Here is a 24985-nt window from a genome sequence, read left to right as displayed (position 1 = left end):
TACTCTACTTAAAACGTGGATTTTGGAGGGTAACTTCTCCGTATAAAATCATGCTGGTAACCGTAGGGTAATTATTATTCACATCTCGAAAATCCAATTGAGGGCTGTAGAGTTGCAGTGCTTTATTGCTTCCATTAGGAACGATACGAAAAGGCATCGCCGTTTGGTCTGAGGTTCCATTTGACGTATAAGCAAGCCCCGTCCCTCTGGTGCTGTAAGCCCACCCATCGACTCCCGCAGCGGAAAAGGCTGAATTCAATGCTTGCCATTCAACTTCGATATTCATGCCTGAGTCATGGTTACCTAATTGACTGAATGACGACAGCCTTAACTCAAAAGTGACGGTAATAGCGGAAGGGGTTGTGGTTACCCATACATACCAATAACCATATTCAATAGAGGTATCCGCACCAACATTGCCATTAAACCAAGAGTTGTTCACGTTCGTATTGGAGTAACGTCCTGTCTTAAACTTATTTTGGTGCCCTGTTAACAGGTCTTTTACTGTTTTGATGGCTTTAGCGCTGGCGTAAATCGTTGAACTTGTTGAGGTCGTGCTACTACTGATGTTCCGGTTATTGGGGCTGAATACTCGTCCACCTTTTTCTTTGAGCTCACCTGTAAAGTTCCACACACCTGAAATCGTTTGAGCTAACGACGTAATTTTGTCCCACCACTTACCGACTTTTAGCGGTGTCATTATCTTTTCATCATCGGAACCACTTTCAGCATCGGACTGTGTTGCAATCATTGCAACTCCCGAACGCTCCTCAGTCGCACTGTATGCCTCAAGCAATGCCACGGTGATGTTATCAATGGTTGATGCAGCAAGATTAAGTTCACAGGCCTCAATAACAACCGTATCTTTCTGTTTATAAGTAATGACTTCACCATCGCGGCTATCAACGGCGAAAAGGGTTCCGTCATCGAGCCAATAACCGAGCTCCTTACCTTCGAAGGCTTCAGCTCCATCCCACACGGTTTCGAAATGCAGTCGACCTAACGCCGCAACCTCTCCGCGAGTAATGGCTTTGCGTTGTACTTCATTGCGTAGGTTGATTTGGTCTGCTGTAGGCGTATAGCCCTCAGTGCCAATACTGATTTCTGCTATTTTGTAACTAATGCCAAGCTCGCCAGCTCGAATTGAAGCCGCGATACCCGCATCAGTAATCAATAAACTCATTGTGTTACCTCGTATTTGTGCAGGTTTCTAATATGTCGATAGTTCGCCATTTGGTGGTGAGCAATAAAAGCTGAGTGATACACCCAAGACACTTCAGTGTGTGGTAAGCGGTACTTTTCAAAAGCTTGCCACGCTTGAATGCTCAAGTGCCTAAATGAATCGTACAAAGAGCCATAAATAAGATTGGGTTCGCTGACCTCATCAAACACCATTCCACTTTGCTGGCCAGCTGTAGTGTTTAACAAACTTTGATAGTCCGACACTTTCCAACCAAATTGTTGCTCTTCAAACTCCGTTAGCAGCGACAGTTCAATCTCGTCATGGGTTTGCTTGAAGTCTTTGGCAATACCTTTAATGGTGCTGGCAAGCTCTAGGTTCTCGGTGTCTTGCCAATATTCGCCTTTGGGTAATAACCCTCGATAGGCGCCTTCAAAATCACCGGCACTGTATTCAATAATTAAGTCGGAGGTGTCCACGTCACACCTCCTAATACATGTATCTGATTGTTGTTAATGGCGACTTCTCCAACCGGAGAGCGAACAATAAAGTTGTTGGTCACGGTAGAGATAGTTAAAACAATTTCGGTGTTGGTGATGGATTCCGGCTTTTGGGTTGTCGGGTCGATGTTGCCCATTTTCTCTTTCACTAAGTTTTCGAGTGCAGTGACCACATCGTCTCGCACCACTTGGTCTTCAATACCTTGGATCTCGATATTGATTGGGACTTGCGCTGGTAGGTGAGCCAATGGGTGACAACCTGCGAGTCGATTGTCCTCAAAGGTGTCTTGCACTAACTTGACCACTTCACCGCTTAACGTTGGGTCGTTTTCTCGCGCACCTATATACACTTCAACCATGCCTCGCTGTGGGGTGTTATCAAGCGCCCAAGCAAAATCCACATCCGAGTGAGCCGATACGGCCCACACTTCATAATCCACCGCTTTGCCAATCAGCTCGTTTTTTTCAAATGCAACGATGACACGCGCTCGCCAGTGCTCTAGCTCTTCAATATTGGCGCCTCCGCCAATGCCAAGTGAAAGCACATGGTTTGGATCAATACCGCTCAGCCCTTCGCTTAACGTAAGTACTGCGCCTTCGGAAAGATTACTATCTACGCCAGATTCAAGTGCAATGACATCAACGGGGACGTTACTGTATTGTTCTTTGGTGGTTTCGTATTCGTGATTGGCATGTGTTAAACGGGTGCCTTTTTTGATCACCACCGCGCCGCCAAGTTCAGTGAACTGTACTCGGCCCGTTGCGAACGTGGGCAGCAGTCGAGGGGCTTTATGGCGATTAGCGTGTAGGTATAACCACTCTTCAGAGCAGGTCTCTGGATGCAGTTGCCTAAAAAGCAAGTCTTGATAACCATATTGTCCATAGCTGACGCCTGCAATGGCAGCGGCTATCGCTTTGGTTGCGGGGTTGTTTTGCCCTGTAGTAGATACCAGATTAGCTTCTGCGCGTGCAATTAAACTGTCTAGGCTTCGTTGTGTACTCATTGGTTAACCTTTGAAAGTAGAACATCAAACTGAGAGCCATCGGCTAAGGTGATCATCACATTGCGACCCATCTGATTTGGCTTCTCTCGCCATACTGAAACCTCAACCGCTTTAGCGTGGCCGTCTGTAATGAGCCAAGCGAGCGACTCTTCACAAAACCGTTTAGCGAGGCTGAGCGTTTCGTCTGTCAGCTTTGCTCGCTTGAGCGTCCAATCACGAGAGCCGACCACGTTTATCAACTCATTGCTCCAAGTGCCGCCACGCTTATTGCTTGCCATACGGGCGCGATCGTTTTGAGTGGATTCGGCGTAGTTATAAACACTCTGCAGAACGGCCTGGGTTAATCCCTCTGTAGAGCTGAGCGGCGCTGTCAGGGCGGTTAAGTTGAAATGACTCATCCTTTATTTGGCCCCTTGGTAGTTCTTGTTGTCCCATCGTCGGTGTAGTCGTGGTCATGCTTTTCAACTTTGACACCGCCGAACGTACCGGACGTGCCACCCACAGAACCGGTGACATCAGCGTTCTTGGTGACTTTCAGATTACCGCCGATTTCTACATCACCGGAAAACGTGGATTTAGGTGCGGTAACGTTCACAGCCGTTGCGTTCACTGTGGTTTCTTGCGCCGATATCACTTCTAATTTTGCGCAGGCGTTTATCTTGATGCCTTGCTGCGTGAAATGAACAAGGTTGCCTTTGTCGTCAAGTATCGCGACTTCACCAGGCTGCAAATCTATTTGGTGACGTTCGTCTTCTACGTTCACGGTAATGCCGCGAGATGTGGTTCCACCAATGAACAGGTTGTAAGTTTTCGACCCTGGTAATGGACGGCTCATAAACCCGTAGTTGTGCACGCGTTTTATCTTGTCGTTGGTTCGGCCTGTCGCGGTTTTGATTTGTAGCCGACCTGTGGTTGCCCCTGTGACAGTGCCGGTACCAATTACGTTTTTGATTCTGGCCATTAATCGCTGTTGCTGCTGCAGAGCACTAGACATAGCTTTGCTCCTTAAACGGCCTAAAAAGCTCAACCGATGTTTCTGTAGAGCTTTCAGACACTGATAGGCCAAGCGACTTGATCACCAACATCTCACTGAAGCTTTGCTCTTGGTCAGCGACTCGAATCACTCGGTTTAATCCATCAATGGCCAACTCAAGGAATATGTCAGCAATCGTGCTTGATGCTGTCAGGCTTTGAGCAATGGCGAGGTTGCGCTCATATTTAGCACGAGACAAGCAAGCTTCACGGATTTGCAATTGGTCACAGGTGATCACCATGGTGCGTGAGCTATCGACGTTTGGATTGATGACCTGTGCGCTTGCGTCATCCCACTGGCCTTGCACATCAATGGTGTGAAATTGCTGATTGAAGGTGCGTTTGATGTTCAGGCTGTCGATGTTGTTGCCCGTTTCTAGACCGATGTTGCTGATAATTGCATGCGCGGTGTTTTCAATGATCAACACGCCATTGCGCTCAACCAACATAAAACCTTGCTCTCGAATGAGCTGCGCCACGTTCTCTACGGGTGATTCGGCATTTATCTGAAATTCAGGGATGACCGGCATACTCTTCACCAGGCTTTTAACTTTCAAACCAAATGGCCTGGCGATATGGCGAAGTAGCTCTTCGACGTTCAAGTTATAAAGTGCATCCATCGTGATGCGTGAATCAATCATGTTGGCACTCTTCGAGCGGCCAGAAATGGAAACAGCGTGAGCGCTTGAATCGGTATTGGAATCCACACCATCAATCTGACCAATCAGAATCGACTTGTCGTTAAGGAAGAACTCGACCGATAACGGGCTTTCAATACTCATAGGTTCAATTGAGCAACTGAACGTGTGGGCCAGCTGTTCAATGGAGTAGTTGAGATTCGCTTGATAGAAGGCACGTGGCTTGCCATCAATGTGCATCGTTAGCGTGTTCATGACACATCCCTCACGGCAATGTCACCACGAATGAAGAGCGGGTGCTGCAGTGCATTCATTTTGGTGATGACTTTTTCTTGAGTGAACTCATCGTGCGCAATCGTCAGTGCAGATTGAAAGCGTGGTGACTGCACTATCCTATGGGACGCGGTACCGCTGACGACTTTATCTTGCTGAACCTTCACATTGCTTTTCAATGTCGTGACTGCGTCGAACAACTCAATGCTTTCAAGCGTCGATACTTGGGTGGTCTCTTTGATACGCTCATCGATACCGACAATCAAAGTAGACAGATCATTCTTAATGGTTTCAGGCTGCTTATCCGACTGGGTAATATCAAAGCGGTCGCCTTTCTCTAGGTGTGTGATGTCTTTGTTCATCTTCACTGCTCCCGTCACCATTTGCACATTGTGGTGCTGAGTTGGCGTGTCCGGTTTGACTTCATTTAACAGCAAAGCTTGAGCACTACGCGAGTTGTCTACCGCTTCATTGCTTGAGCTTGGCTCAGCTTGAACACCATCGGCTACCGCATCCACTGACGTAGAAAACAGATCAGCGAACTCAGTTGGGTTGGTGCTGAGGCTACTCACTGCCGAGAATGCTTTATTGATGGCGTCGTTAATGTCTTGAAGGTTTTCATCTTCAAGGTTCAAACGGTTGGTGATGTCTACCAACACGTTCAATGCGCTGGTGACATCACTCTGAACCCTGTGAATATCCGATACATCCAAGCCGTTTACTTCTTTCACGAAAGAACGTTTCGACAAGCTCTCAACTATGTTGGCCTGCGTTTTTGTACGAACGGAAGTCGGTGCAGTGATTGAAGGGGAAGAGCCAGCGCGAGCAAACTTCAGGCTCAGCGTGACTAAGCCTTTCTTGGTACTGATGCTCTGGGATACGTCTTCAAAGACAAGCGGCAGTTCACCCAACCAAGGATGTTCTAGCTCGCCCGTTGGTTTTGCTTCTAGGTTTTCAATGAGGACATTGGCATCGGCCAGAGAACTGGGACCAACGAACACAACTTCAATCGTGTAGGTACGGGCTTTTGTTCCCATGACTTTGATGTGTGGTAGGTTCGCATAGGGGATTTCGCTCACTTGCAAGCGCTTACCACCATCAAAGGCGGTCGAGAGGATGTTGAGCTTAAGCCCATTCCATCTAGCGTGCTCGTACTGTCGTTCCCACATCAAAAAGCCACCAACTACAGAAGAAAATCAGAATTAGGCAGCGAGAATAAAATGAGTAATGGAGTTGGACGCTCAGGCCCTGTTCGGACTCACCCTCCCCTCCACACCAAAATTCCACACTGCAATTATGCGATCTTAGAACCGCATTTCATTTCGGTAGTTGTATTGGAACACAGCCCTCGATGTATCTACACCGAGGGCTGTTTTAGATAGGAGATTTAGAGATCGTCTGAGATCGTTTTTGTGCGTTTATATGATTAAAGCAATCCGCGCTTTTTTATCATTTTTATAGCTATTATTTTTTTGAGAGTAGTGACATTTCATTTGTAATATTCAACCTGAGCTCTTTTCCATAGGGACTGTCAGGGTTAAGTTGACGGGCTTTGTCTAGTGCATTTAATGCACCATCAAAATCCTTTGTCTTCCATAGTATTTCAGCTAAAGTTTCGTAAAAGTAGAACTTTGTCTGATCAAGTTCTATCGCCTTGTCAATGTTTTCCTTAGCTTTTTCATATTCCCCAGTAAGTCTTAAAAAGTAAGCATAATTATTAAGGTCTGAAGGTCTATTTGCTCCTAAAGATAGAACTTTAAGTAACGCTTGTTCCGCCTTCTTTAGCGTTATTTCATTCGATTTATCTTTTTCATCAAGCGTACTTTTAGAAAGAAGTGCAATTGCGTGAGCAGAGATCGCATTGAGATTGTTTGGTTTGAGTTGTAAAGTGCTTTCTGACATAGCTAGCCCTTCATCCACAGACCCCGACATCAATAATGTGTGTACAAGATTGCACTTAATATCAATATCGTCAGGGGCTAATTCCAAAGCCTCATAGTAGTAGCTCTTAGCTTTATCAAATTGTCCTGTGTGCATATAAACGATACCAAGGTTCATAAGAAGTTCAGAGGATGTAGGTAATGCTTTTAATGCTTTTTCATAAACGGCTATTTTTTCGCCGTTTGATTCACGCTCTGAAGCTTCAAAGTCCCAATCTAGCCAATCTCTAGCTTCACCTGAATCGTTATCACGCAAGATAATTTTCACTTCTTCTGGGCTATCGTTATAAATAGCTTTGGCTTTTTCATCCAAAGTACCAAGCATGCGCTTAGTATGCTTTTCTACTGCCGCTTTTTGCTTTCGTCTGTTGTATCCCCAAGCTGAGCCTATTTCTAACATTAATTGGTCAAAACCTGGAGCGGGAACCAAAACACCCTGATGCTTTTTCAAGAGTTTGATAATTTGTTCGTTTGGCACTCCACCGTTTTCGTAATAGCACCAGAAGGGACGCCCGCTAATATCTTGCGTATCTAACTCGCCAAGAAAGTTCATTAGACTGCCATCGTTACCACCATATCCAATAAAAATGGGAGTATAAAAGCGGAAGATATTTTTTAGAGCATCACTCCATTGCGAATGAAGTTCAGAAACGCCATTGGCATCATTTATGGGGTCGGTAAACAAATCTCTATGTATCTTCGCAATCATTGGGCGTCGGGCCATTGGTTTCAAGTAGCCAGCGAGAGACTCGTGACCAATAACATGAGGGGTCTTACTTCCGTATATATATAGTGAGTCAGCTACTAAATTATCGAAATTAGTTGTTATCACCATATTGTGTCTCTCTTGAGCAAGTACCCAAGCTAAGACAGCGTAACCAAAACTAGGGCTGCGGTTGTCTATGGCTTTTTCTAATTCAGCGTATCCCGACTCATGATCACCTTCGAAACACTTTTCAAAAATTTCAGGATAACAGGCTGCTAAATTAGATTTGTCCCAATGATTCTCGATTTTTAATGGGTTACTCTCTAACCACTGTTCAAATTCAAGAACAGGTGCTTTTTGTTCTCGATTGAACATGATTCGCATCCACTCTTCAGCTAGGCTAGCTGCCCCTTTGACATTAGACTCTATAGAGGCTCCAGCACCCAAGATAAAGACAAATCGTCTATCAGGCATAGTCTCGTGTATGCGTTTCATTTCAGCTAAAAAACCATTGAGTGACCATTTCTGCATGCAATTCATTTAAGTCAGAACCTTTTGAATGTATTAAGCTCATGTTATCAATCACTTATTGTTTTTTCGAGTAAATACTTTGTTTAGTGATGTAAATGCGAGCATGTATGTTGGGGTGTTCAAGTTGTTTTATAACATAGAGTTTTATTTATTCGTAAGATTACCAGTCGCTTCAAAGATATCCATCTGGTTCACATCACCTTTGCACAGCTCGGGCTGTAGCTCTGAGCTTGGCTTTTCGCCTGTCGGTTCGATGAAGTGTGAAAACGACGTATGCGCTACAAACACTTTCCCGCAATTTAGGTTTAAACATTGGCAGTACAGCTCTCGCGTTTCTGAACTGATGGAACGCGAGGTCGCAATACGAGTTTTGCTTTCACATTTTGGGCATGTCACTAGCATTCTTGTAATCTCCCTTCTAAATAATCCGCTTTGGCACTTTGCCAATAACTCACTTCATCCTCATTGGGTTCTTCGGGTATGTAAGGTTCGCCAAGAACCGATCGCCAATAAGCCCGCCGTTCTAAGAAGTGGTGATATTGCGCTTGATAAGTTTCATCTGCTTCTTGCTTTAAATCGCTACAATCGATATCACGACAAGTCATCGACCAACCTCTGGCACCAGCTGCCCACATCAAGAAGTTATCCATTCGTTCTTTGGCTTCGTCGCCGTCAAAAGTTATCGAGAACCGGTTACCACTAGAAGCATGCATTTGGCGTGACTTCATTTCTTGCGTGGTTTTCTTGGCCGCGTGTTCTAAGCGAATAATTCGCGACTGCAGTTTTTTCAGGTGATCTTCAGGCTTGCCTTGTTGCTTGGCGATACTCGATGCTTTCACGGTTTGAGCTTTCTGCTTATTGATACGTGAGATAGTTCGTAGTAAAGGCTTTTTCCACTGCTCAAGCTTGTAACCCAATTCACGGATAACAGCAGTGATATTGTCAGCTTCGAATGATGCGAGAGTTTCCCAACTTGGTGCGCGTGAGACTCTTGCTATGCTGTAACGATTCCCCTTAATCAAACCTTGGTCAGCATTGTTACCTTTGGCCGCGTAACCAACCGCTTTGATGAGATAAGTGCTGGCTGCTTTCGGCTGTCTAATTCTTTCGATGTGAGCCATGCCATGACCCCATAGCGACTCCAAACGTTTAGCCCAGTCTTTGAAATGCTTTTTATCGACCGTCCATTTCAACAACAAGTGAACGTGCGGGTTGGGTTCGCCATCTTCATTCATTGGGCTTTCGGCTACCCACATATAATGGAAATCAGCTTTCTCTCTATCAGGGCCAAAGGGTGAAGGCTTCGCTTTGAATTGCCCAGGAACGTAGTCACCATCCTCAGTGTACCAACCGCGGTGAAACATCTTTTTGCTGCCATCGAGAAAGCGGGAAGTTTCGCGCCCAATACTGGTATCGAGTGGTTTAATGATTTTGAATGGTTGTTTGGGTAACTGTGTATACAGGCCATCTTTGCCAGGAATAAGATCACCGGTATCTCGTTCAAACTCTACTGGAGTAAATGGGCCGTCAGCATCGATGCCTTCGTCCATTGCGCCAAAAATGGCGTGACGTTGTGCCGGTGTAAAAGTCAAAGTTAGAAATGTAGTAAACCCTTCATGGCATTGAGCAACATATGCACCGCTCTCGAACATGTTAGAAACGCTCTTTGGTGTTAGCTTTTCCGTATAACGAGTACCCGAATTAGCCTCGGGTGCATTTCCTGCAGGCGTCTGGGTAACAATTTGAGCGCGCATTTGCCCAGACCAGTCTCGTTTTTGCAGTTGAAGAGAGATAGGGGAGAGCTTCCTTTCGAAAGGGGGCCTTTTCTCATGCTTCAGTGGTAAAACTCGCGCGGTATTTCGCTCTGTACTTGCGTATAACGCATCATAGCTTTCATGGCCCATTCGGCTATCAAGCTCTGTCTTGGTACCAATGGGTTGCCCAATAACCTTCACACGCTTGTTGATTCGAGCCAACTTTAAGCGCTTTTTCTCGTGTCGGACTTTTGCGCCCTTGGACAAGCCTAGTGTCTCCGGCCTTTCGGCCGCCGCTTCGCGGTCGGGTTTGGAGTTTGAATTTAGCCTTTTGAAATGTTCAGTTGCTAACTTAACATCTGTTACGTGTTTTGATTTTTGATTAAAAACACGGTCGTAAATAGGAAGAGATTTAACTACGCCAGAATCGAGTAATTGTTGCTCGTATTCTGTGTAGTGAGGAATTTTGGAACCTAAAAAACCAGCTTCATAGCTGGCATTAGCAATTTTAACTTCATCAATAGGCCGGACGGCTCCGGCCACATGGTACAGAGTTTCAATCTTCATCGCTTACTGTTTCACATCCCCTGGATTCTCATTACTTACCGAGCCCCAAGGTTCAGCGCACCCGTTTTCACTACACACATAATTCATTGGCTGAGAGTTGCCCTTAACACGCTTTTTAATGCCGTGTTTTTCGCGCAACTTCGACACTAAAAAGCGCGCTCGCTCTCGTTTCTTTGGATCTGGATTCTCCATTCCCGCCATATCAGGACAGGGCTTATGTATTGGAGAAGTAATAGGCAAATCAGCCGTCGATTTAGCCGGTCTAAAAGTCACATCACTCATGCTGCCACCTCAACAAATATCACTTCTGGTTTCTTCTTCTTTTCTTCTAACTTAGCGAGAATCTCTTTTACTTTGCCGTCATAAACACTTAAATACAGGTTTGCCCCTGCAAGACTCCAAGCCGTTTGAACTCGTTGCTTCTTCCCAAAACCACAGAAGAAGCGATCACCAATTTTTATCGCTACTGCTTGTTTTTGCGCTTGCTTGTAAAAACTCATAATTCGCTAAACTCCTGTGTGTCCATAATCATGTGACCGCCAGTGTGATTGCCTTTTATGATCACGCCATTCATAACGTGTTCGCAGTTCAATGCTTCGCATGCTGACTCAATAGCCAGTTTTGGCGTTTCAAACTCGCCTAAGTGAAGGTTCATTACTTCATTGGTTTCAGCGTGACGAACTACGCCGCCACCGCTGTTCAAAGTTACCGCTATATAACTCAGCATCAGTTCGCTCCCACAGCTGACAAACAAAACTGTTCGAATTGATATAACGCTTCATCATCAAAATGGCCTAAGTCACGTAGACCAAGCATTTCAAGAAACAGGTGGCGGTTACCCATATCTAAGCTCGTCCAGTGGTGAAGCTGTGAAACTTGTTCGATCGAACCGTTGCGATACCAACTAGGAAATGAATTCCCGAAAAACAAACGAGCACGTTCACCGTCCATTGCCTTTTTAATATCGGCTAATACATCAGCTTGAGAACGATGTGTTTCAATGGGTGTTTGCTTCTTAGCAATTGCATCTAATTGGCATAGCAATTCATGCTGTTGCGTTGTGCTACTTGAACTAAAGCGCTGTGCAATGAGTTCGAATGATTGTTCAAAAAGGTGATTTTCGAGATTACTCATGACGTCATTGCTCCTAAAAAATTAGTTGTGGGTGAAGTACGTATTGCATGGTTCTGCCTCCATCCCGAGTTTCTCTTTAGCGAGATGAAGAAACGCACGAACCTGAACTTGGTTCTGTTCAAAATCATCCAATTTGAACAAAGGGAAATGCATAGAAACACCCCAACCTTGAAGCCCTTCAAAATAGGCTTCTGCAGCTTTAACACCATCAACAAAACCACCTTCATATATAAGCACCGTGTCTTCATCTAACGAGACTTTTTTGAGCAATCTTTTCATACTGCCCCCTTCTCGCTGACTTTCAGGTTATCGATTACCTCACCTGCCTGTTTGTGAACATCACGCCACATACGAACAAGCGCACTTTGTAAGTTTTCTTGCCCCTCAACCGGGTTTTGCGTGTACTTGCCAATATTCAGTGCCGCTGCATTTTCAAGATTTAGCGCTTCATCTAACGTGTTAACTTGGATAACAATTGATTGATTGGTTTGCATAAAATGCCCTCTAACTTAAGCCTGGGATTGGTGCACCGTTGGCGATAAAGTCGACCCCCATACTCAAGAACGGGGTTACGCCAGTTGTGCGGTTTTCAAGGTCGGTAATTAAATGCACAAGGTTTGAAATTCCACTTTGTGCTGTTTTGATAAGATTTTGTTTATGCGTTCGGGTTAAACGCGTTGTGCCGCCAAGGTCTAGTGCTTGTTGGGCTAGGTCACCCGAATAAATAGAATTGGCTAGTGCTCTTGCGGCTAACGTTTGTTCTTCGTTTCCTTCCATATCAAACCCCACAGTCACAACGCCGAGGTCAAGCAAAAGGCTGTTAACTAACGTGTGGTTGCCGCTCGCTTTGGTGATTAGTAAAAGCTCAACAGGGCTAAGCACATGCGGTTGCTCTGGGTTTAACTTATTGCGCAGCATGGTTGGGCTAATACCCGCCTGCTTGGCAATCTCTGTCATATTCTCAGTGGCTCGAAACGCATGGCATACTTCGTCAAATACCTTTTGTTTGCGCTCACGTAATACGCACATAGCGATTTGTTCATCCATGTTTAACAATCTCTATAAGAAAGGGATATACAAATGACAACTTAATCAATAGCCAAAAGGTAAACAGACTTGGGTATTTGGGCAGTTATCAAGAAGGAAGAACAAAAGATTTAGCCAAGCAGATCTTTCGCTTCACGAGCCGCAAGTTCATGCATGGCAATCATGTTTACAAAGGCTCTTCCTTTGGCTTTCCCTTTTTCCTTAACGAGGATTTTTCCTTGTGATACATAGTCTTTGATGGTGCCCAAAGGCAAGCCAGAGATGCGGGAGTACTCTTCGTAGGTCACGAAAGGGGCGGGTATGACTGGGCTGATGGTTAGCATAGTGGTATCCTTGCTCGTTAGTTCAAACACATTCAGGTTCATGCAGCTTTGGTCGGCGGGTGAACCTGAGTACGAGAAAGATTATTGATCCATTTTCAACGGATTTCAATTACCAAAAGGTAAAATATCCACGAGTGTGGATTATTTTTTACTTTTGGGTGGCATCTTGTCTAATTTAAAGAATAAAAAAATACCTGCTTATAACTATTTGTTAGGTTCTGATTTCACAGAAAATCTAAAAATCCTAACAAAGAGTAAAAATCAAAAAGATATGGCTGACTTATTAGATTTGAAAACGTCGCTAATAAGTACTTGGAATACCCATAACCGAACTTCACATGAATTAATGGTTAGGCTTCATTTAGCCCTAGGGATACCTATTGAAGAACTTGCTCTTTCTGAAGAGGAGCGAGCAAAACTTCCATTCCACCCATCAGCAACACCCAGAATTCCAGCACAAGAAGCTGACAGCATCTCTAGCCCACAACACGGGACTGTGATTTTGAAAAGCTACAACCTAGAGAATGGAAAGCTAATGCCTACAGGTGATATGCCCTACGCAAAGCGTATGTTTAACGGGTGGGATTTGAACGAGCTAGCGACCATTGAGGTTGAAACCAACCAAGCGCGTTACTTAGTGGATCAGTCGCAAAACGACGCAGTAAGTGGAAAGTATCTGATAAACATAGATGGCCGTCTGTCTATCAACTCAATTCAGCGCTTACCAAACAAGTTAGCAATCGCATTTGGTGATACCACCATGGAAGTGTCTGAAGAAGACATCAAAGTTGTTGGGCGTGTAGCTGTAGTGTTGGAGAAGGTGTAGTTGACACTAATTTTTAATGTATAAAGTGAACTTGTCAGAAATCTATTAATTATAAAAATGGCTAATAATAAATGAAAAGAATAATAAAAAGTGTTGAATTCAACAACTATAAAGCATTCAAAAGTGGAAAAATAAACTTATCACCGATTTCGATTCTTCTAGGAACAAATAGTTCAGGGAAGAGTAGCTTAATAAAGTTATTGCTAATGTTGTCTCAATCATCAAACATACCCCGAAGCAAAGATGATTTTCTAATCACATATGGTGAATTAGCTGATTTGGGAGATATTAAAAACATATTTTTCAATCAAGATGAAAGGTCCGCTATAACATTAAAATTCAATCTAGATAGTTTGGATACCGCTCCCCTAATTAGAAGGGCATTAGCTTCAGCTTCAAGTGTGTTAGAAGATTCCATTCGAGACACATACCAACTACTACATGATATTGAAAAACCAAGAACAAACCACTATAAATCAATAATATTTGAAGCTAGTAGTATTCTTCGAAAAACAACTCGAACATCAGATGAAAACTATATTGAATCTATCGTTTATAAGTTTGAAAAGACAATAAAAATGGCACTAAGTGCAATTAACTATGTAAATAGAAATAAAGATAACTTAGAAGAAAAAAACTTAGAACTATCAGAAATAGAATTTCAAGAAAAAGTGCTTTTCGATTTAGACGAAAGCACCATTGATAAAGGCTTGAAAATATCTAACAATCTAAAAAATATTGAACATGCTGTAAAATTATTTACTCAGTTATCCACTATAAAAACCATCGATTCTCTCTCCTATACTATATCATCTCGTAATAAAGGGTTATGTGTTGATAGTGTCAGGCTAGATTCATCTTCTAATTTCATACAACTTGATTTATGGAATAATAAAACCAAACGTTCTCATACAAAAATAACAAGTAATATTATTGACACTAGTTCTATTGATAAATCAAAAAGAAGAATAAAAGAAGTTATCTCCTTTCAGGGGTTTGCCATTGGTTTACCAAAGGTTAGGCTCTATCAGAATATGACCTCCCCTAGAATGATAAGAGAAAAGTTAACTGAGTATGGTCCACTTTTTTTCTTAGCTTATACATTTGGAGATGTTAGCCAAAAAATTCAAAGGGAATTTTCGAGTAGAAATATAAACCATGTAAGTCCATTAAGATTTACTCCCGAGCGATATTTTTTGATGGACAATAAACAGGAGAATCAAGCAAACATATCTAATAGCGGAAAGCAATTATTAGAGATATTGAACGACAAACCTGATCTTAAAAAAGATGTTAATAAATGGATGAAAAAGTTTGATTTAGAGGTCGATGTAAATGATATAACTCACATTATTCATTCAATTAAAATTAAGGATAGTGGGTTAGATTTAGACATAACAGACGTTGGCTTTGGTGTATCGCAAATACTTCCGGTTATTTTACAATCAGTAATGGCTGCACCAAGATCACTAACTATCATTGAACAACCTGAAATACATATCCACCCTAAGATGCAATCTGCTTTAGCTGATTTTTTTATCGAACAAATAAACGACACTGAAAAATATTTTTTGATTGAAACACACAGTGAGGCTTTATTAAAGCGATTAAGACGAAGAATGGCTGAAAATAACTCTGATAATCGTATTGGAGTATCATATGAAAATGTTGATATTCATTTTATTGAGAAAAGAAAAGATAAAAAGTCAGGAGCTAAAATTAAAACTATAGATATTAGCCCTACAGGTGCATTCGAATGGCCTAAAGATTTTAAAGAAAATGATATAGAAGATACAATCGAGTTTATGAAGCATCAGGGGTAAATGATGAAGTTGACCATTTGCCCTAGTTGTATAGAGAAAGCGGATTCTACTTGCTATTCTGCAGCATTAATGTATATATCCAACCCAAACACGCCCTATAAACTACTTGTAGATAGAGATAACATTTTATTCGATACGTATAAGAAAGCCGCTTTATCTACATCAAATGATTATATGTCAACGATGCTTTCATTACTTGCTGATCACTATCATATAAAAGTAAAAAAAGTACCGATTACACATACCCCGACAGACAACCTAAATATCAATATATTGGCTAATGCTTATACAGGAGCACAGAAGGTGTTATTAGCCGCAGATGATAGCCTTCTTGAAGAACATGCTCTTAAAATTGATGAATATAATATTGAAATCAAAGATAAAAGTGAAACTTTAGAGCTTATTAAAGGTCATAATGACACTTCCCCTCCTTGTATTCTATCGAAACTGATTGATAAGTTGTGTGCAATGATGAAAAAGAAAACCTCAATTAAGCTTGAGGATTTTCACAATGATGAATTGTCAGTAGCACTAGAAAACTTTAACTTTGGTGTAGATGAGCAAGCTAGAGCAGGAATCACAAAAAGCAGAAAGAACCCTGGTTCCCTAGATATATTGATAAAAGCTACCAAAACGAATAGACCATTAGCAATCGTCGAAGCACTGAGAGAAAGCTCGTGTGGAGATAAAAACACCAACATTGCAGATCATCTTGATAAATTACTAAACGATTATGACTTCGTTGGGTTAGAGATTAATTACCTCATTACTTATTGTGAAGCGGCTAATTTTGGTAATTTTTGGGACAACTATGTTTCTTACATGGAGAACATTAATGAACACAGTAATTTCAGAGGTAGCATCCCTCAAATTAGCTTTGTTGACACTGGTAAAGACATTAGCAACTACACCGACTTAAGAATCGGCAGAGGAATATATAGTCGAAGTGGCCGCGATATCCAGGTTTATCATATTGTTTGCAATATGCATGTCCCTCAACCAGACTAATGACCATCCATAAATTCGTTTTTAATATATTACAAGGCCCTTTTTAGGGCTTTTTAACTGAAGTAATCGAGTAAAGGTACATCCATTTCCAGGGTCCAATCAATTTAGCCTAGATTATGAATTTTCCGGTGATACGCTAAAAACTCTTTATCGACTTCGTGACAAATATTAAGCTTCCCTTCTACCTCACCTAACAAATCGAAATCATCCGAAATCGCTAAGCTTCCTTTATCAAACATCGCATGATGGTTAGGGCACAAGCATAAAATATTATTCTTTTGGTCTGGCCCTTCATGGGGCTTACCTACAGGCTTAATGTGTGCACCTTCTGCGTAAACTCCACCTTTTACAGGTAAAGCAAACCCACAAACTTGGCATTCGAAGTTATAGAGTTTTTTAATTTCCAACGCTAATGCACTATCCCTAACTAGCCTTATAACCGTACTGGTTGTGTATGTGCGCTTTCTGCCATTTGATGGGTCAACTCCGGTTGGCAAAGGTTCGGTATAGTCTCCACAGTATTCCAAACGAAAACGACAAATAGCAAAACCATGCTTGCCCTGTTCGCTCCAGGCCTCCGTCACACTGTATAAGCCACCGTATCGGTACCCTTTTTTAGGTGAGTAGTCAGACTTATGCTGATGTCCTCTGATAACACGAACTGGGATTCCCATGTTCATACTAGTCACAAGGCCCTCATTACCTAAGTTATCCCAGGTTTGGTCTGCAATTTGTTTACCGTCTTTATTTCCACCAGCGCCGGTATAAATAATTTCATCACCGTAATCAACATCGTCGACATACCCACTTGATAGCACTATAGCAGAAGCACCTAGCCCTCTGGTTGAGTCTATTCCAGCCGCCCATTTACGATGGAAACTGTCTTCCATCATTGTTCTACGGCCATCAAATAAATGCCCTTCCTCATAGCCAGTAATTTTCCCAAACGATATGTCAGCCATACTTCCACTCAACCATTTTTACGCGTCAAAGATTAATTGGAGATTAACCTAACACATACTAACTGTATATATAAAACCCTCTCAATAGCCTTTAGCATCAATAAGTTAAAATGAACATCAACTGTTAACTTTAACTACTTGGGCTTTGTTTTTTAACTTTTAGACCATCGAAAGCAACACAACATAATTATCGCTGTAGGTATGAGTACAAAAATATTTTGCTCATTGTAGAAGGCGTACCACAGCGAAGCGATGGCAAATACACCTGGAACCACGAATCGGTGAAAAGTAGTAAAACGTCCTGCTAGATATAACCCTGCCAATGCGTTTAACCCTAACCAAACAAAAGATTGCCATGCACCAATAGATGATTTGATGGGAGCAGGTAAGTAAACAAGCGCAAACCCTTTCATTGGCGACAATAAGTCAGCCGCTAAATGAATACTTATCCCTGCACACAACCCGGCAACAAAAGGCTTAGTGACGTTTGATTTAACAAACAGCAGTAGCAATGGGAGTAATAGACTATGGGTCACGATAGAGCGGTGATGTAAAACGCTCATCAATTTCAAATCTAAGTCAGGCAAGTACAACCCTAGATAAAGAGCAAAGGCAAATATGGGTACTGATATGACGTTATTAATACTGTAGCTCCAATATTGATATTTGATGATGGAAGGTGAATTATACGTTCAGCTAGCCTGGTGTTTCGTCAAAATAAACCAAATACATTGTTCTTGCCATCTAGGTCTAAGCCTTTCATCTGATGGTGTTTTGGTTTTCCTTCAAACAACAAGATATAGAGCTTGTTCTCTCTGCATGTTCCTACTACATAGTGATCTTTTTGTATCACGTATTCAATCACGTCAGCTTCTTCATCTGTGCATAAATACTTAATATCGACGAGCTTCACCTTCTTCAAACCGATAATATTTTTAGCCTCAATAAAGCCACCGAACGGCGCGGTAAATCGACTTCCTCGCTTAAGAAGCGCATCCACCGACCCATCATTTTTTGGGTTCATCCCTAGCGGCCCATCACCGTTCATTCTGAATATGCTATAGCCAGAGCTAACCTGAATTGATTGAAACATAGCGAACCTAATTAGCCTTTTCTAAAACCAGAATCTTAAAAAGTAAACATGTGCCTTAATCTCAATTTAAAACATTGTTCTACGTTTCAGTCCGACTTACACTGTATGGACATACAGTTATTTTAAGCTTTATTATGTCTATCCGCAATTTAAAAGACGGCTCTAACAAACCATGGATATGCGAATGCTACCCAAACGGCCGCGATGGTAAACGTATTCGAAGGCGCTTTGCGACTAAGGGCGAGGCTGCGGCTTTTGAACGTTTCACTATGAATGAGATCGACGACAAGCCATGGTTAGGAGAAAAAGCAGATAACCGTAGGCTAAAAGATTTGCTCGATACCTGGTGGGAGGTTCATGGCCACACGGTAAAAACGGGTCAGAACTCATATGATGTTATGGCCAAAACGATCGCAATGCTAAATAACCCCTTAACGCGACTATTCACGAAAAAAGACTATTTGGCCTATCGCGCTAATCGAGTTAGTCATCATCCTAGCCGTCCAAATATTACTATCTCAGCCGCTACCCATAACATCGAGCTAAAAACCTTGCGTGCTATGTTCAGTCGGCTAATAAAGTATGACTTATGGAAGCTGCCGAACCCATTAGCGGATATTGAACTTGTCAAAAGTACCGAGAAAGAACTTAGCTACTTAACAAAAGAACAAATACCTGCCGTTCTTAGTGCTATAGCCGCTGATAGCAGCCTTTCAGCAAAGCAAATTTACACTGCAGCTAAAATCTGTTTGGCTACTGGGTGCCGTATAGGGGAAGCTCTTTCCCTCAAACGTTCTCAATTAACAAGATACAAACTGACCTACACTGAAACGAAAGGTAAGAAGAATCGATCAGTTCCTATTTCTCCTGCTTTATATGAAGAGATACTAGGGAGTTCAGCAAGTGGGCACGCCATATTCGATGTTACTTACCACTCCGCTTGGAAATGTGTAAGACGATCATTACCAAATCATGTACCGGAAGGGCAAGCCACTCACGTTTTTCGACATACCTTTGCTAGCCACTTTATGATGAATGGTGGCGACATTCTGGTATTACAGCGTATTTTAGGTCACAAGAAGATAGACCAAACTATGGCTTATGCTCACTTCGCGCCAGAGCACTTAATACAGGCCGTCGAGCTTAATCCGTTAGAAAACTAAATGGCGACAAAATGGCGGCAAAGCTCGTTTATGGTCGGATTTCGTCGTTTATTCTCAATTTTTACGTTTTTTGCATAATTCTCCTATCTAATAAAATCAATAATTTATGATAAGTAGCGGATGAGATAGATAAAACCGGTGGCTTCATTGCCGATGATCTTGAGCAAGCTACGAACGCTTAATTTTTGTGCTATTTTAAAAGTGCGGCGAGATTCACAACAATTTGTTAATTGACGACAAATTACACATAGCAGAATGTTATGTCGTAATTATATAATGGCATTAATACCAAAGACGCCTCGCTTGCGCGTTCTGGAATAAGGCTAGACTTCGGGGGGAGGCTAGCCTTTTTTATGCCTGCTATTCAACACCCTCTCCTACCCGTCAGATAAACTTCATCGATCCTTTTGTTTTTTTCTTGGCGTTTTTTTCTTAAAATGCGCGCAATATTCTTTCTAGAGATCAACCATGAACAAAAGTGCCCTAACTAACGTCATCGCGTTAGCACTGCTTGCTGGCGGCTATGTAACAGCAAACCAATACTTGCTTTACGCAGGCCTATTCGCATTTTCTGGTGCCATCACCAACTGGCTTGCGATTCACATGTTGTTCGAGAAAGTACCCGGCCTATACGGTTCTGGTGTTATTCCAGCACGCTTTGAAGAATTCAAAGCAGCCATCAAGCAACTGATGATGGAACAGTTCTTTACTGAAAGTAACATCGACCGCTTCCTAAGCAGCGAGATGACAGGAAAGTCGCTCAATCTAGAGCCAGTGATTCAGAAGATCGACTTTAACCCTGCATTCGACTCACTTGTGCATGTTATCGAGAACTCTCAGTTTGGCGGTATGTTGGCAATGTTTGGTGGCACTGAAGCACTAGAGCCGATGAAAGCGCCGTTTGTTGAGAGAATGCAAGAGTCTGTGATTGAAATTAGCAAGAGTGACTCCGTAAAAAATGCCATCAAAGATGAGCTAGAATCACCTGCGATGATGGATGAAATCAAAGAGAACATTGAGGCTATCATTGATCAGCGCTTGAATGAGCTGACACCTAAACTCGTTAAAGAGATGGTTCAAACAATGATCAAGAAACACCTTGGCTGGCTGGTCGTTTGGGGTGGGGTATTCGGTGGTGTGATTGGCTTAATTTCGGCGGCAATTACGTTGTAAACCGGACAAGTCTATCGGGTTGCTCTTTCACTAACATTCAACAAAAATGGAAGCTTATTGTGGCTTCCATTTTTTATATCTAAATAACTTTGGTAAGGCGAAAGCAGACCACTATTTTAGAGTTGCCAACAACTCAGGATTCACACCGAAACCCTTTTTATGCTCTTCAATCACGACTTCACTGCGTGTTTGAATCACACCAGGTAAAGTACCCAGCTTAGTGGCCATAAACGCTTGATACGCCTTCATGTCTTTCACTCGAACCTTAATCATAGTGTCAAAGTCACCCGACAGTGAGTAGCACTCTTCCACCTCAGGCATCAGTTCAACCGCTTGGGCAAATTTGTCGAAAATCGAAAAGCTAGTCTGATCGAGACGAATATGGATAAAGACTTGGACATCGAGCCCCAGCTTTTCAGAACAGAGCTCGGCATGATAGCCTGTTATGTAGCCCTCTTTCTCCAATCGCTTCAATCTATCAGAGCAAGGTGAAGTCGTTAAGTTGACCTGCTTTGCCAACTCAACGACAGGCAAACGCCCTTTCATATGCAGAATTCTTAGTATCTCTTTATCGATACGATCGAGTTGATGCTGAGACATAACATTCCTTAAACATTCTAAGTTCCGCTCAGTATATTCCATACCAAGAGCAATCGAAGAAAACCTCGCTCACACATTTAGAAAACTAAACGTACCATTCGTATTCACGCTAAATATAAATCAACAAACAACGATAGCAACCCTTATAAATCAAGCTCTAATTATTAACAAATTATTAGAGAAATGACCCGATTAACAAACAAGTTGAGCCAGAAACGAAAGAAAGGACATAGGTCAAAGTGAATAATAGAATTATCAAAGAGAAAGGATAACTCTAATTATGAAAACACAAGAACTCGCATACAAGCCTTACGGTATTGGTTCATGGACACACGTAACGGTATCAAAAGATGTTGCTCAAGCACTTGCAAGTGAATACTCAAACTATGGATGGGAAGTGAGGATTGATGGCGACGCCATTGACGTTGAGCCAGCGCTCAAAGCCGCATAGAAACACAAAAACCTCCTAAAACGGAGGTTTTCTCTCTAAGTTAGTGAGCGCTTACTATAAGCTATGCTAAACCAACTTGGGGGACAGTACTTCCTGTTTCGCAACGGCAGTTACACGTTCGACAAAAGTGCTGAGTTTCCATATCGTAATACAGGTTTCCACTAAATAGCTTTGACGTCCATTGCATCATACGTCCAGAGGCTGTCTCGGGCTCTGATTCACAACGTTTCATTATAGACTTATGTAGTGTTGTTTTTTTACATCCTTTGCAATAGAGATCAGGCATACCTTTGTCCTATAGGTCTTTAGTGGTTACTGACAATTGACACATCATGTCCAATTCAGTTCAACAATTCACCGAGCTAATGACAAAAGTGAGCGCTAAGTTCAAAAAACAGCCAATTTTCCCTTTGTTTTTTGATATCAAGCGTCATCAAGATCCTTCTTCTTCTATATATCCCCCCTTTAATCATTCGGTTTCGATTTACATTGTAAAACCCGATAACGGCAGTACTTCACCCGTATTCACCCGAATTTGAAATAAGACAAAAGTCGCACCCGGATAAAGAAAACTCGGCTTTTAATGATCACAAAAAACAGATTGATCGAGCACGAAGCAATAAACACCAATATTGATAAAGAACGCTAGGGTCACGTCATGGAGAATTGCGGGGGCAATGAAAAATACATGTACAACTGATACAGGCTGTTTGAGATGATGGAGCCAAGTGCCCATCAAAAGAGTTTGGAGTCATTGAAGATAGACCAGCACGAGGTCGAAAGCATTAGGGAATGGTCAAAAAAATAGAGCCACCGAAGTGACTCTATTGTTTTTATCAATTGGTTGTTGCCAATGTTCTTAGCTAATTCACATCTGCTTTACAATGTAAATTAGTCTAGCTCAACTAGGTTCTTCTCGAACTCAGCATGTTGCTTCTTAACTTCATCTTCTGGCTCGCCAGTAATCAAGCTAACCACAACGATAGAAATCGTTGATAGGATGATTCCCGGTACGATTTCGTACACATCGAACCAACCGCCTGTGAACTGTTTCCAAAGTACAATCGTAACACCACCAACTACGATACCCGCTAGAGCGCCGTTACGGTTCATACGAGACCAGTAAAGGCTCAATACGATAGCTGGGCCAAACGCAGCACCAAAACCAGCCCATGCGTAAGACACAAGGCCAAGTACTGAACTGTCTGGCGTCATCGCTAGCACAAGTGCAATGAGAGAGATTAGGATTACCGCGAAGCGGCCGACACGAACGATCTCTTCAGACGTCGCATCTTTCTTAAGCACTTGCTTGTACAAATCTTCTGCCATTGCAGATGAAGAAACAAGAAGTTGTGAATCTGCAGTACTCATGATTGCCGCTAGGATTGCAGCAAGTAGGATACCTGCGATAACTGGGTGGAACATCGCGTTCACAAGAAGCATGAAGATCTTCTCGCCATCGTCTAACTTAGGTGCACCTGAGTTCGTCACGTAGATTAGACCAACAAGACCCACCAGCATTGCACCAATCATAGACAGTGCAGTCCATACCACCGCGATACGACGCGCTGTTGTTAGGTCTTTATTAGTACGTGTTGCTTTGAAACGAGCAAGGATGTGCGGCTGACCGAAGTAACCTAGACCCCATGCCGCTAGCGAGATGATCGCGATAGCAGAAAGAGGCTCACCTTTCGCATCATTCCATAGCGTTAGAAGCTCTGGGTTGATGTTATGTAGGTCGCTAGATAGCTGACCAAGGCCGCCGTTCATTGCTGCGATTGGTACAATCAATAGCGCAGCAGACATTAGCAAGCCTTGAACTAAGTCAGTCCAAGATACCGCTAGGAAACCACCAAACAGGGTGTACGAAACCACACATACGGTACCGATAATTACCGCCGTTGTGTAATCTAGGCCAAATACCGTTTCAAACAATTTACCACCTGCTACCAAGCCTGAGCTTGTGTAGAAAAGGAAGAATAAAAGGATAAAGAAAGCAGAAATTGTTTGGATCAGCTTAGAGTTATCGTTGAAGCGACGAGATAGGAACTCAGGCAGCGTCAGTGACTCTGTAGTAATACTGTAAGTACGTAGGCGTTTAGCACTGATTAACCAGTTTGCCCAAGTACCCACAAGTAGGCCACCAGCAAGCCAGAATGCCTCAAAGCCAGCAGCGTAAGCGTAACCAGGCAGGCCAAGTAACAGCCAACCACTCATGTCTGATGCACCAGCAGAAAGTGCAGCAGGCCATGGGCCTAACGAACGACCACCTAGGAAGTAGTCAGTTGAGTTAGATGTACGTTTGTAAGCAATAACACCGATCGCTAGCATCATAATTAGATACGCAATGAACGTCGTCGTTATTGCAAAACTGTTTTCTATCATTTGATAGTCCTCATTTTGTAGAAAGCCTTCCATGCCTAATTCAATGCAAGACACTCACCGTAAAGGCAAGCGAGTGCATTGAGTTAGGTATTCAGGCTCCAAAGCACTATGGGTTAAATCCAAAAGTGGAAAAAAACAAAAGTGATTAGAGCCAATTTTACTGAAGGTTAGTGAGCTTCGCTTCCAAGTTCGAGCAAGGTCGCGTTACCGCCCACGGCTGTTATATTTATAGTTCGCGTGCGCTCGGTAATGAAGCGCAGCGATAGGTGTGGATCATTAGCAACATTCATTGCCGTCAGATCCGTTTCAGCGACTAAACCGACGATTGCACCGTCACGCTTAGCAAGCTGTAAATTGATAGCTTGTGCCGTTTGTGAATTACCCACGTAACCTGCACTTCGCACATCGCAAGACAGCAGCTGTTGAGCAGCGTCGTACGAGGCAACCTGTACTAAGTTGGTTGGCAAATTCGCTTGTTTCGCAGCATCGGCAATTAAGGCGTTGAACTGCACGTCATCACTGCACAATTGAACGCTGTTACCTGCCAATAGTGCTGCAGTCATCATCGCTGTTGCGGTTTGCAGTGCCGGCACTTTCTGTTCGCAATCATCAACAATTACCAAAGCTACACCGCGGCCGGCAGCGTACAACTCATTGGTTTCACCCGTAGGGCCCGCCATGAGGTGATGCTCAGAAAGCAGCGCAGACGCTTGCTCTAAATGATAAGTTGTCACTGCCGCCAAAGGCGCAGATTGACTTTCGATCTCTGATTTGAATGAAAGTACCTGAGCACTCTTATGATCAAAGTCGGTAAGATTCCATTGTTCCCACGCTAACAAAGCATCAGAAAAACCTGTCACTTGATGAACCAT

The 24985-nt window shown here is 42.8% G+C and carries 30 protein-coding genes; 6 read left to right on the top strand and 24 right to left on the bottom strand.

The genetic code is table 11. From position 1 onward, the window contains the following. Positions 1 to 4: 4 nt before the first annotated feature. The 18 genes from ATB74_RS01445 to ATB74_RS01360 all read right to left on the bottom strand — a co-directional run bounded on the left by ATB74_RS01445 (position 5) and on the right by ATB74_RS01360 (position 12629). Positions 5 to 1183 carry a hypothetical protein gene (locus ATB74_RS01445; protein WP_061016038.1) on the bottom strand — a complete coding sequence of 393 codons (1179 nt, stop codon included), beginning with the start codon at positions 1181 to 1183 and terminating at the stop codon, positions 5 to 7. Continuing rightward, positions 1180 to 1659 (bottom strand): hypothetical protein, encoded by a 480-nt coding sequence (locus ATB74_RS01440; RefSeq protein WP_061016036.1) that lies wholly within the window; start codon positions 1657 to 1659, stop codon positions 1180 to 1182. Before ATB74_RS01440 ends, ATB74_RS01445 begins: the two co-directional genes overlap by 4 nt. Continuing rightward, on the bottom strand, positions 1641 to 2684 hold the full coding sequence (locus ATB74_RS01435; RefSeq protein WP_061016034.1) for a baseplate J/gp47 family protein: 1044 nt from the start codon (positions 2682 to 2684) through the stop codon (positions 1641 to 1643). Before ATB74_RS01435 ends, ATB74_RS01440 begins: the two co-directional genes overlap by 19 nt. Continuing rightward, complete coding sequence (locus ATB74_RS01430) at positions 2681 to 3082, bottom strand: phage GP46 family protein (RefSeq protein ID WP_061016032.1); 402 nt, start codon at positions 3080 to 3082, stop codon at positions 2681 to 2683. Before ATB74_RS01430 ends, ATB74_RS01435 begins: the two co-directional genes overlap by 4 nt. After that, positions 3079 to 3678 carry a phage baseplate assembly protein V gene (locus ATB74_RS01425; RefSeq protein ID WP_061016030.1) on the bottom strand — a complete coding sequence of 200 codons (600 nt, stop codon included), beginning with the start codon at positions 3676 to 3678 and terminating at the stop codon, positions 3079 to 3081. Before ATB74_RS01425 ends, ATB74_RS01430 begins: the two co-directional genes overlap by 4 nt. Continuing rightward, positions 3671 to 4609 (bottom strand): hypothetical protein, encoded by a 939-nt coding sequence (locus tag ATB74_RS01420; protein ID WP_061016028.1) that lies wholly within the window; start codon positions 4607 to 4609, stop codon positions 3671 to 3673. Before ATB74_RS01420 ends, ATB74_RS01425 begins: the two co-directional genes overlap by 8 nt. Continuing rightward, positions 4606 to 5796 carry a DNA circularization N-terminal domain-containing protein gene (locus tag ATB74_RS01415; RefSeq protein ID WP_061016027.1) on the bottom strand — a complete coding sequence of 397 codons (1191 nt, stop codon included), beginning with the start codon at positions 5794 to 5796 and terminating at the stop codon, positions 4606 to 4608. The genes ATB74_RS01420 and ATB74_RS01415 overlap by 4 nt, the downstream gene beginning before the upstream one ends. 295 nt (positions 5797 to 6091) lie before the next feature. Continuing rightward, the gene (locus ATB74_RS01410; RefSeq protein WP_061016026.1) at positions 6092 to 7804 is read right to left on the bottom strand and encodes a tetratricopeptide repeat protein; all 1713 of its coding nucleotides are present in this window, start codon (positions 7802 to 7804) and stop codon (positions 6092 to 6094) included. A 144-nt stretch (positions 7805 to 7948) separates the two neighbouring features. Further along, on the bottom strand, positions 7949 to 8206 hold the full coding sequence (locus ATB74_RS01405) for an ogr/Delta-like zinc finger family protein (protein WP_061016024.1): 258 nt from the start codon (positions 8204 to 8206) through the stop codon (positions 7949 to 7951). After that, entirely contained in the window at positions 8200 to 10125 is a 1926-nt protein-coding gene (locus ATB74_RS01400) for a rolling circle replication-associated protein (protein ID WP_061016022.1), read from the bottom strand. Before ATB74_RS01400 ends, ATB74_RS01405 begins: the two co-directional genes overlap by 7 nt. Before the next feature lie 3 nt (positions 10126 to 10128). Beyond that, positions 10129 to 10407 (bottom strand): hypothetical protein, encoded by a 279-nt coding sequence (locus tag ATB74_RS01395; protein WP_061016021.1) that lies wholly within the window; start codon positions 10405 to 10407, stop codon positions 10129 to 10131. Then, complete coding sequence (locus tag ATB74_RS01390) at positions 10404 to 10625, bottom strand: hypothetical protein (RefSeq protein WP_061016020.1); 222 nt, start codon at positions 10623 to 10625, stop codon at positions 10404 to 10406. Before ATB74_RS01390 ends, ATB74_RS01395 begins: the two co-directional genes overlap by 4 nt. Beyond that, entirely contained in the window at positions 10622 to 10852 is a 231-nt protein-coding gene (locus tag ATB74_RS01385; RefSeq protein WP_061016018.1) for a hypothetical protein, read from the bottom strand. Before ATB74_RS01385 ends, ATB74_RS01390 begins: the two co-directional genes overlap by 4 nt. Continuing rightward, positions 10852 to 11259: a hypothetical protein gene (locus tag ATB74_RS01380; protein WP_061016012.1), complete on the bottom strand. Its 408-nt coding sequence runs from the start codon at positions 11257 to 11259 to the stop codon at positions 10852 to 10854. The genes ATB74_RS01385 and ATB74_RS01380 overlap by 1 nt, the downstream gene beginning before the upstream one ends. Before the next feature lie 21 nt (positions 11260 to 11280). Next, entirely contained in the window at positions 11281 to 11538 is a 258-nt protein-coding gene (locus ATB74_RS01375) for a hypothetical protein (protein ID WP_061016010.1), read from the bottom strand. Next, on the bottom strand, positions 11535 to 11753 hold the full coding sequence (locus ATB74_RS01370; protein ID WP_061016008.1) for a hypothetical protein: 219 nt from the start codon (positions 11751 to 11753) through the stop codon (positions 11535 to 11537). The genes ATB74_RS01375 and ATB74_RS01370 overlap by 4 nt, the downstream gene beginning before the upstream one ends. 10 nt (positions 11754 to 11763) lie before the next feature. After that, on the bottom strand, positions 11764 to 12306 hold the full coding sequence (locus tag ATB74_RS01365; protein WP_061016006.1) for a phage regulatory CII family protein: 543 nt from the start codon (positions 12304 to 12306) through the stop codon (positions 11764 to 11766). A 110-nt stretch (positions 12307 to 12416) separates the two neighbouring features. Next, the gene (locus ATB74_RS01360; protein ID WP_061016004.1) at positions 12417 to 12629 is read right to left on the bottom strand and encodes a hypothetical protein; all 213 of its coding nucleotides are present in this window, start codon (positions 12627 to 12629) and stop codon (positions 12417 to 12419) included. Between the two features lie 271 nt (positions 12630 to 12900). Between ATB74_RS01360 and ATB74_RS01355 the strand changes: the two genes are divergently transcribed. The 3 genes from ATB74_RS01355 to ATB74_RS01345 all read left to right on the top strand — a co-directional run bounded on the left by ATB74_RS01355 (position 12901) and on the right by ATB74_RS01345 (position 16286). Continuing rightward, positions 12901 to 13455: a helix-turn-helix domain-containing protein gene (locus ATB74_RS01355; RefSeq protein WP_244270895.1), complete on the top strand. Its 555-nt coding sequence runs from the start codon at positions 12901 to 12903 to the stop codon at positions 13453 to 13455. 71 nt (positions 13456 to 13526) lie between these two features. Then, positions 13527 to 15278, top strand: coding sequence for an AAA family ATPase (locus ATB74_RS01350; protein ID WP_061016001.1), 1752 nt, complete (start codon positions 13527 to 13529; stop codon positions 15276 to 15278). After that, positions 15279 to 16286 carry a hypothetical protein gene (locus ATB74_RS01345; protein ID WP_061015999.1) on the top strand — a complete coding sequence of 336 codons (1008 nt, stop codon included), beginning with the start codon at positions 15279 to 15281 and terminating at the stop codon, positions 16284 to 16286. A gap of 104 nt (positions 16287 to 16390) precedes the next feature. Here ATB74_RS01345 and ATB74_RS01340 read toward each other — a convergent pair whose 3' ends face one another. The 3 genes from ATB74_RS01340 to ATB74_RS01335 form a co-directional block, all read right to left on the bottom strand. Continuing rightward, a complete protein-coding gene (locus ATB74_RS01340) occupies positions 16391 to 17248 on the bottom strand; it encodes a YDG/SRA domain-containing protein (RefSeq protein WP_155645115.1) in 858 nt (285 codons plus the stop codon). Positions 17249 to 17400: 152 nt separating this feature from the next. Continuing rightward, positions 17401 to 17811, bottom strand: coding sequence for a hypothetical protein (locus ATB74_RS24050; protein ID WP_155645114.1), 411 nt, complete (start codon positions 17809 to 17811; stop codon positions 17401 to 17403). Between the two features lie 149 nt (positions 17812 to 17960). Further along, positions 17961 to 18341, bottom strand: coding sequence for a hypothetical protein (locus tag ATB74_RS01335; RefSeq protein ID WP_061015994.1), 381 nt, complete (start codon positions 18339 to 18341; stop codon positions 17961 to 17963). 134 nt (positions 18342 to 18475) lie between these two features. Between ATB74_RS01335 and ATB74_RS01330 the strand changes: the two genes are divergently transcribed. After that, positions 18476 to 19504, top strand: coding sequence for a phage integrase (locus ATB74_RS01330; RefSeq protein WP_061015992.1), 1029 nt, complete (start codon positions 18476 to 18478; stop codon positions 19502 to 19504). Between the two features lie 468 nt (positions 19505 to 19972). After that, on the top strand, positions 19973 to 20677 hold the full coding sequence (locus ATB74_RS01325; RefSeq protein WP_061015990.1) for a hypothetical protein: 705 nt from the start codon (positions 19973 to 19975) through the stop codon (positions 20675 to 20677). A 111-nt stretch (positions 20678 to 20788) separates the two neighbouring features. Here the strand turns inward: ATB74_RS01325 and ATB74_RS01320 are convergent, their stop codons facing one another. After that, entirely contained in the window at positions 20789 to 21277 is a 489-nt protein-coding gene (locus ATB74_RS01320; RefSeq protein WP_017075645.1) for an Lrp/AsnC family transcriptional regulator, read from the bottom strand. A 280-nt stretch (positions 21278 to 21557) separates the two neighbouring features. On the opposite strand from ATB74_RS01320, the gene ATB74_RS24210 reads away from it, so the two are divergent. Further along, positions 21558 to 21728, top strand: coding sequence for a hypothetical protein (locus ATB74_RS24210; RefSeq protein ID WP_179946884.1), 171 nt, complete (start codon positions 21558 to 21560; stop codon positions 21726 to 21728). Between the two features lie 891 nt (positions 21729 to 22619). Here ATB74_RS24210 and putP read toward each other — a convergent pair. Both putP and ATB74_RS01310 read right to left on the bottom strand, forming a co-directional pair. After that, entirely contained in the window at positions 22620 to 24146 is a 1527-nt protein-coding gene (putP, locus tag ATB74_RS01315) for a sodium/proline symporter PutP (protein ID WP_170926838.1), read from the bottom strand. A gap of 134 nt (positions 24147 to 24280) precedes the next feature. After that, complete coding sequence (locus ATB74_RS01310; protein WP_061015985.1) at positions 24281 to 24985, bottom strand: hypothetical protein; 705 nt, start codon at positions 24983 to 24985, stop codon at positions 24281 to 24283.

The sequence above is a fragment of the Vibrio splendidus genome (assembly GCF_001557875.1).
Classification (GTDB): domain Bacteria; phylum Pseudomonadota; class Gammaproteobacteria; order Enterobacterales; family Vibrionaceae; genus Vibrio; species Vibrio splendidus_F.
This window is presented reverse-complemented; position numbering and strand designations above follow the sequence as displayed.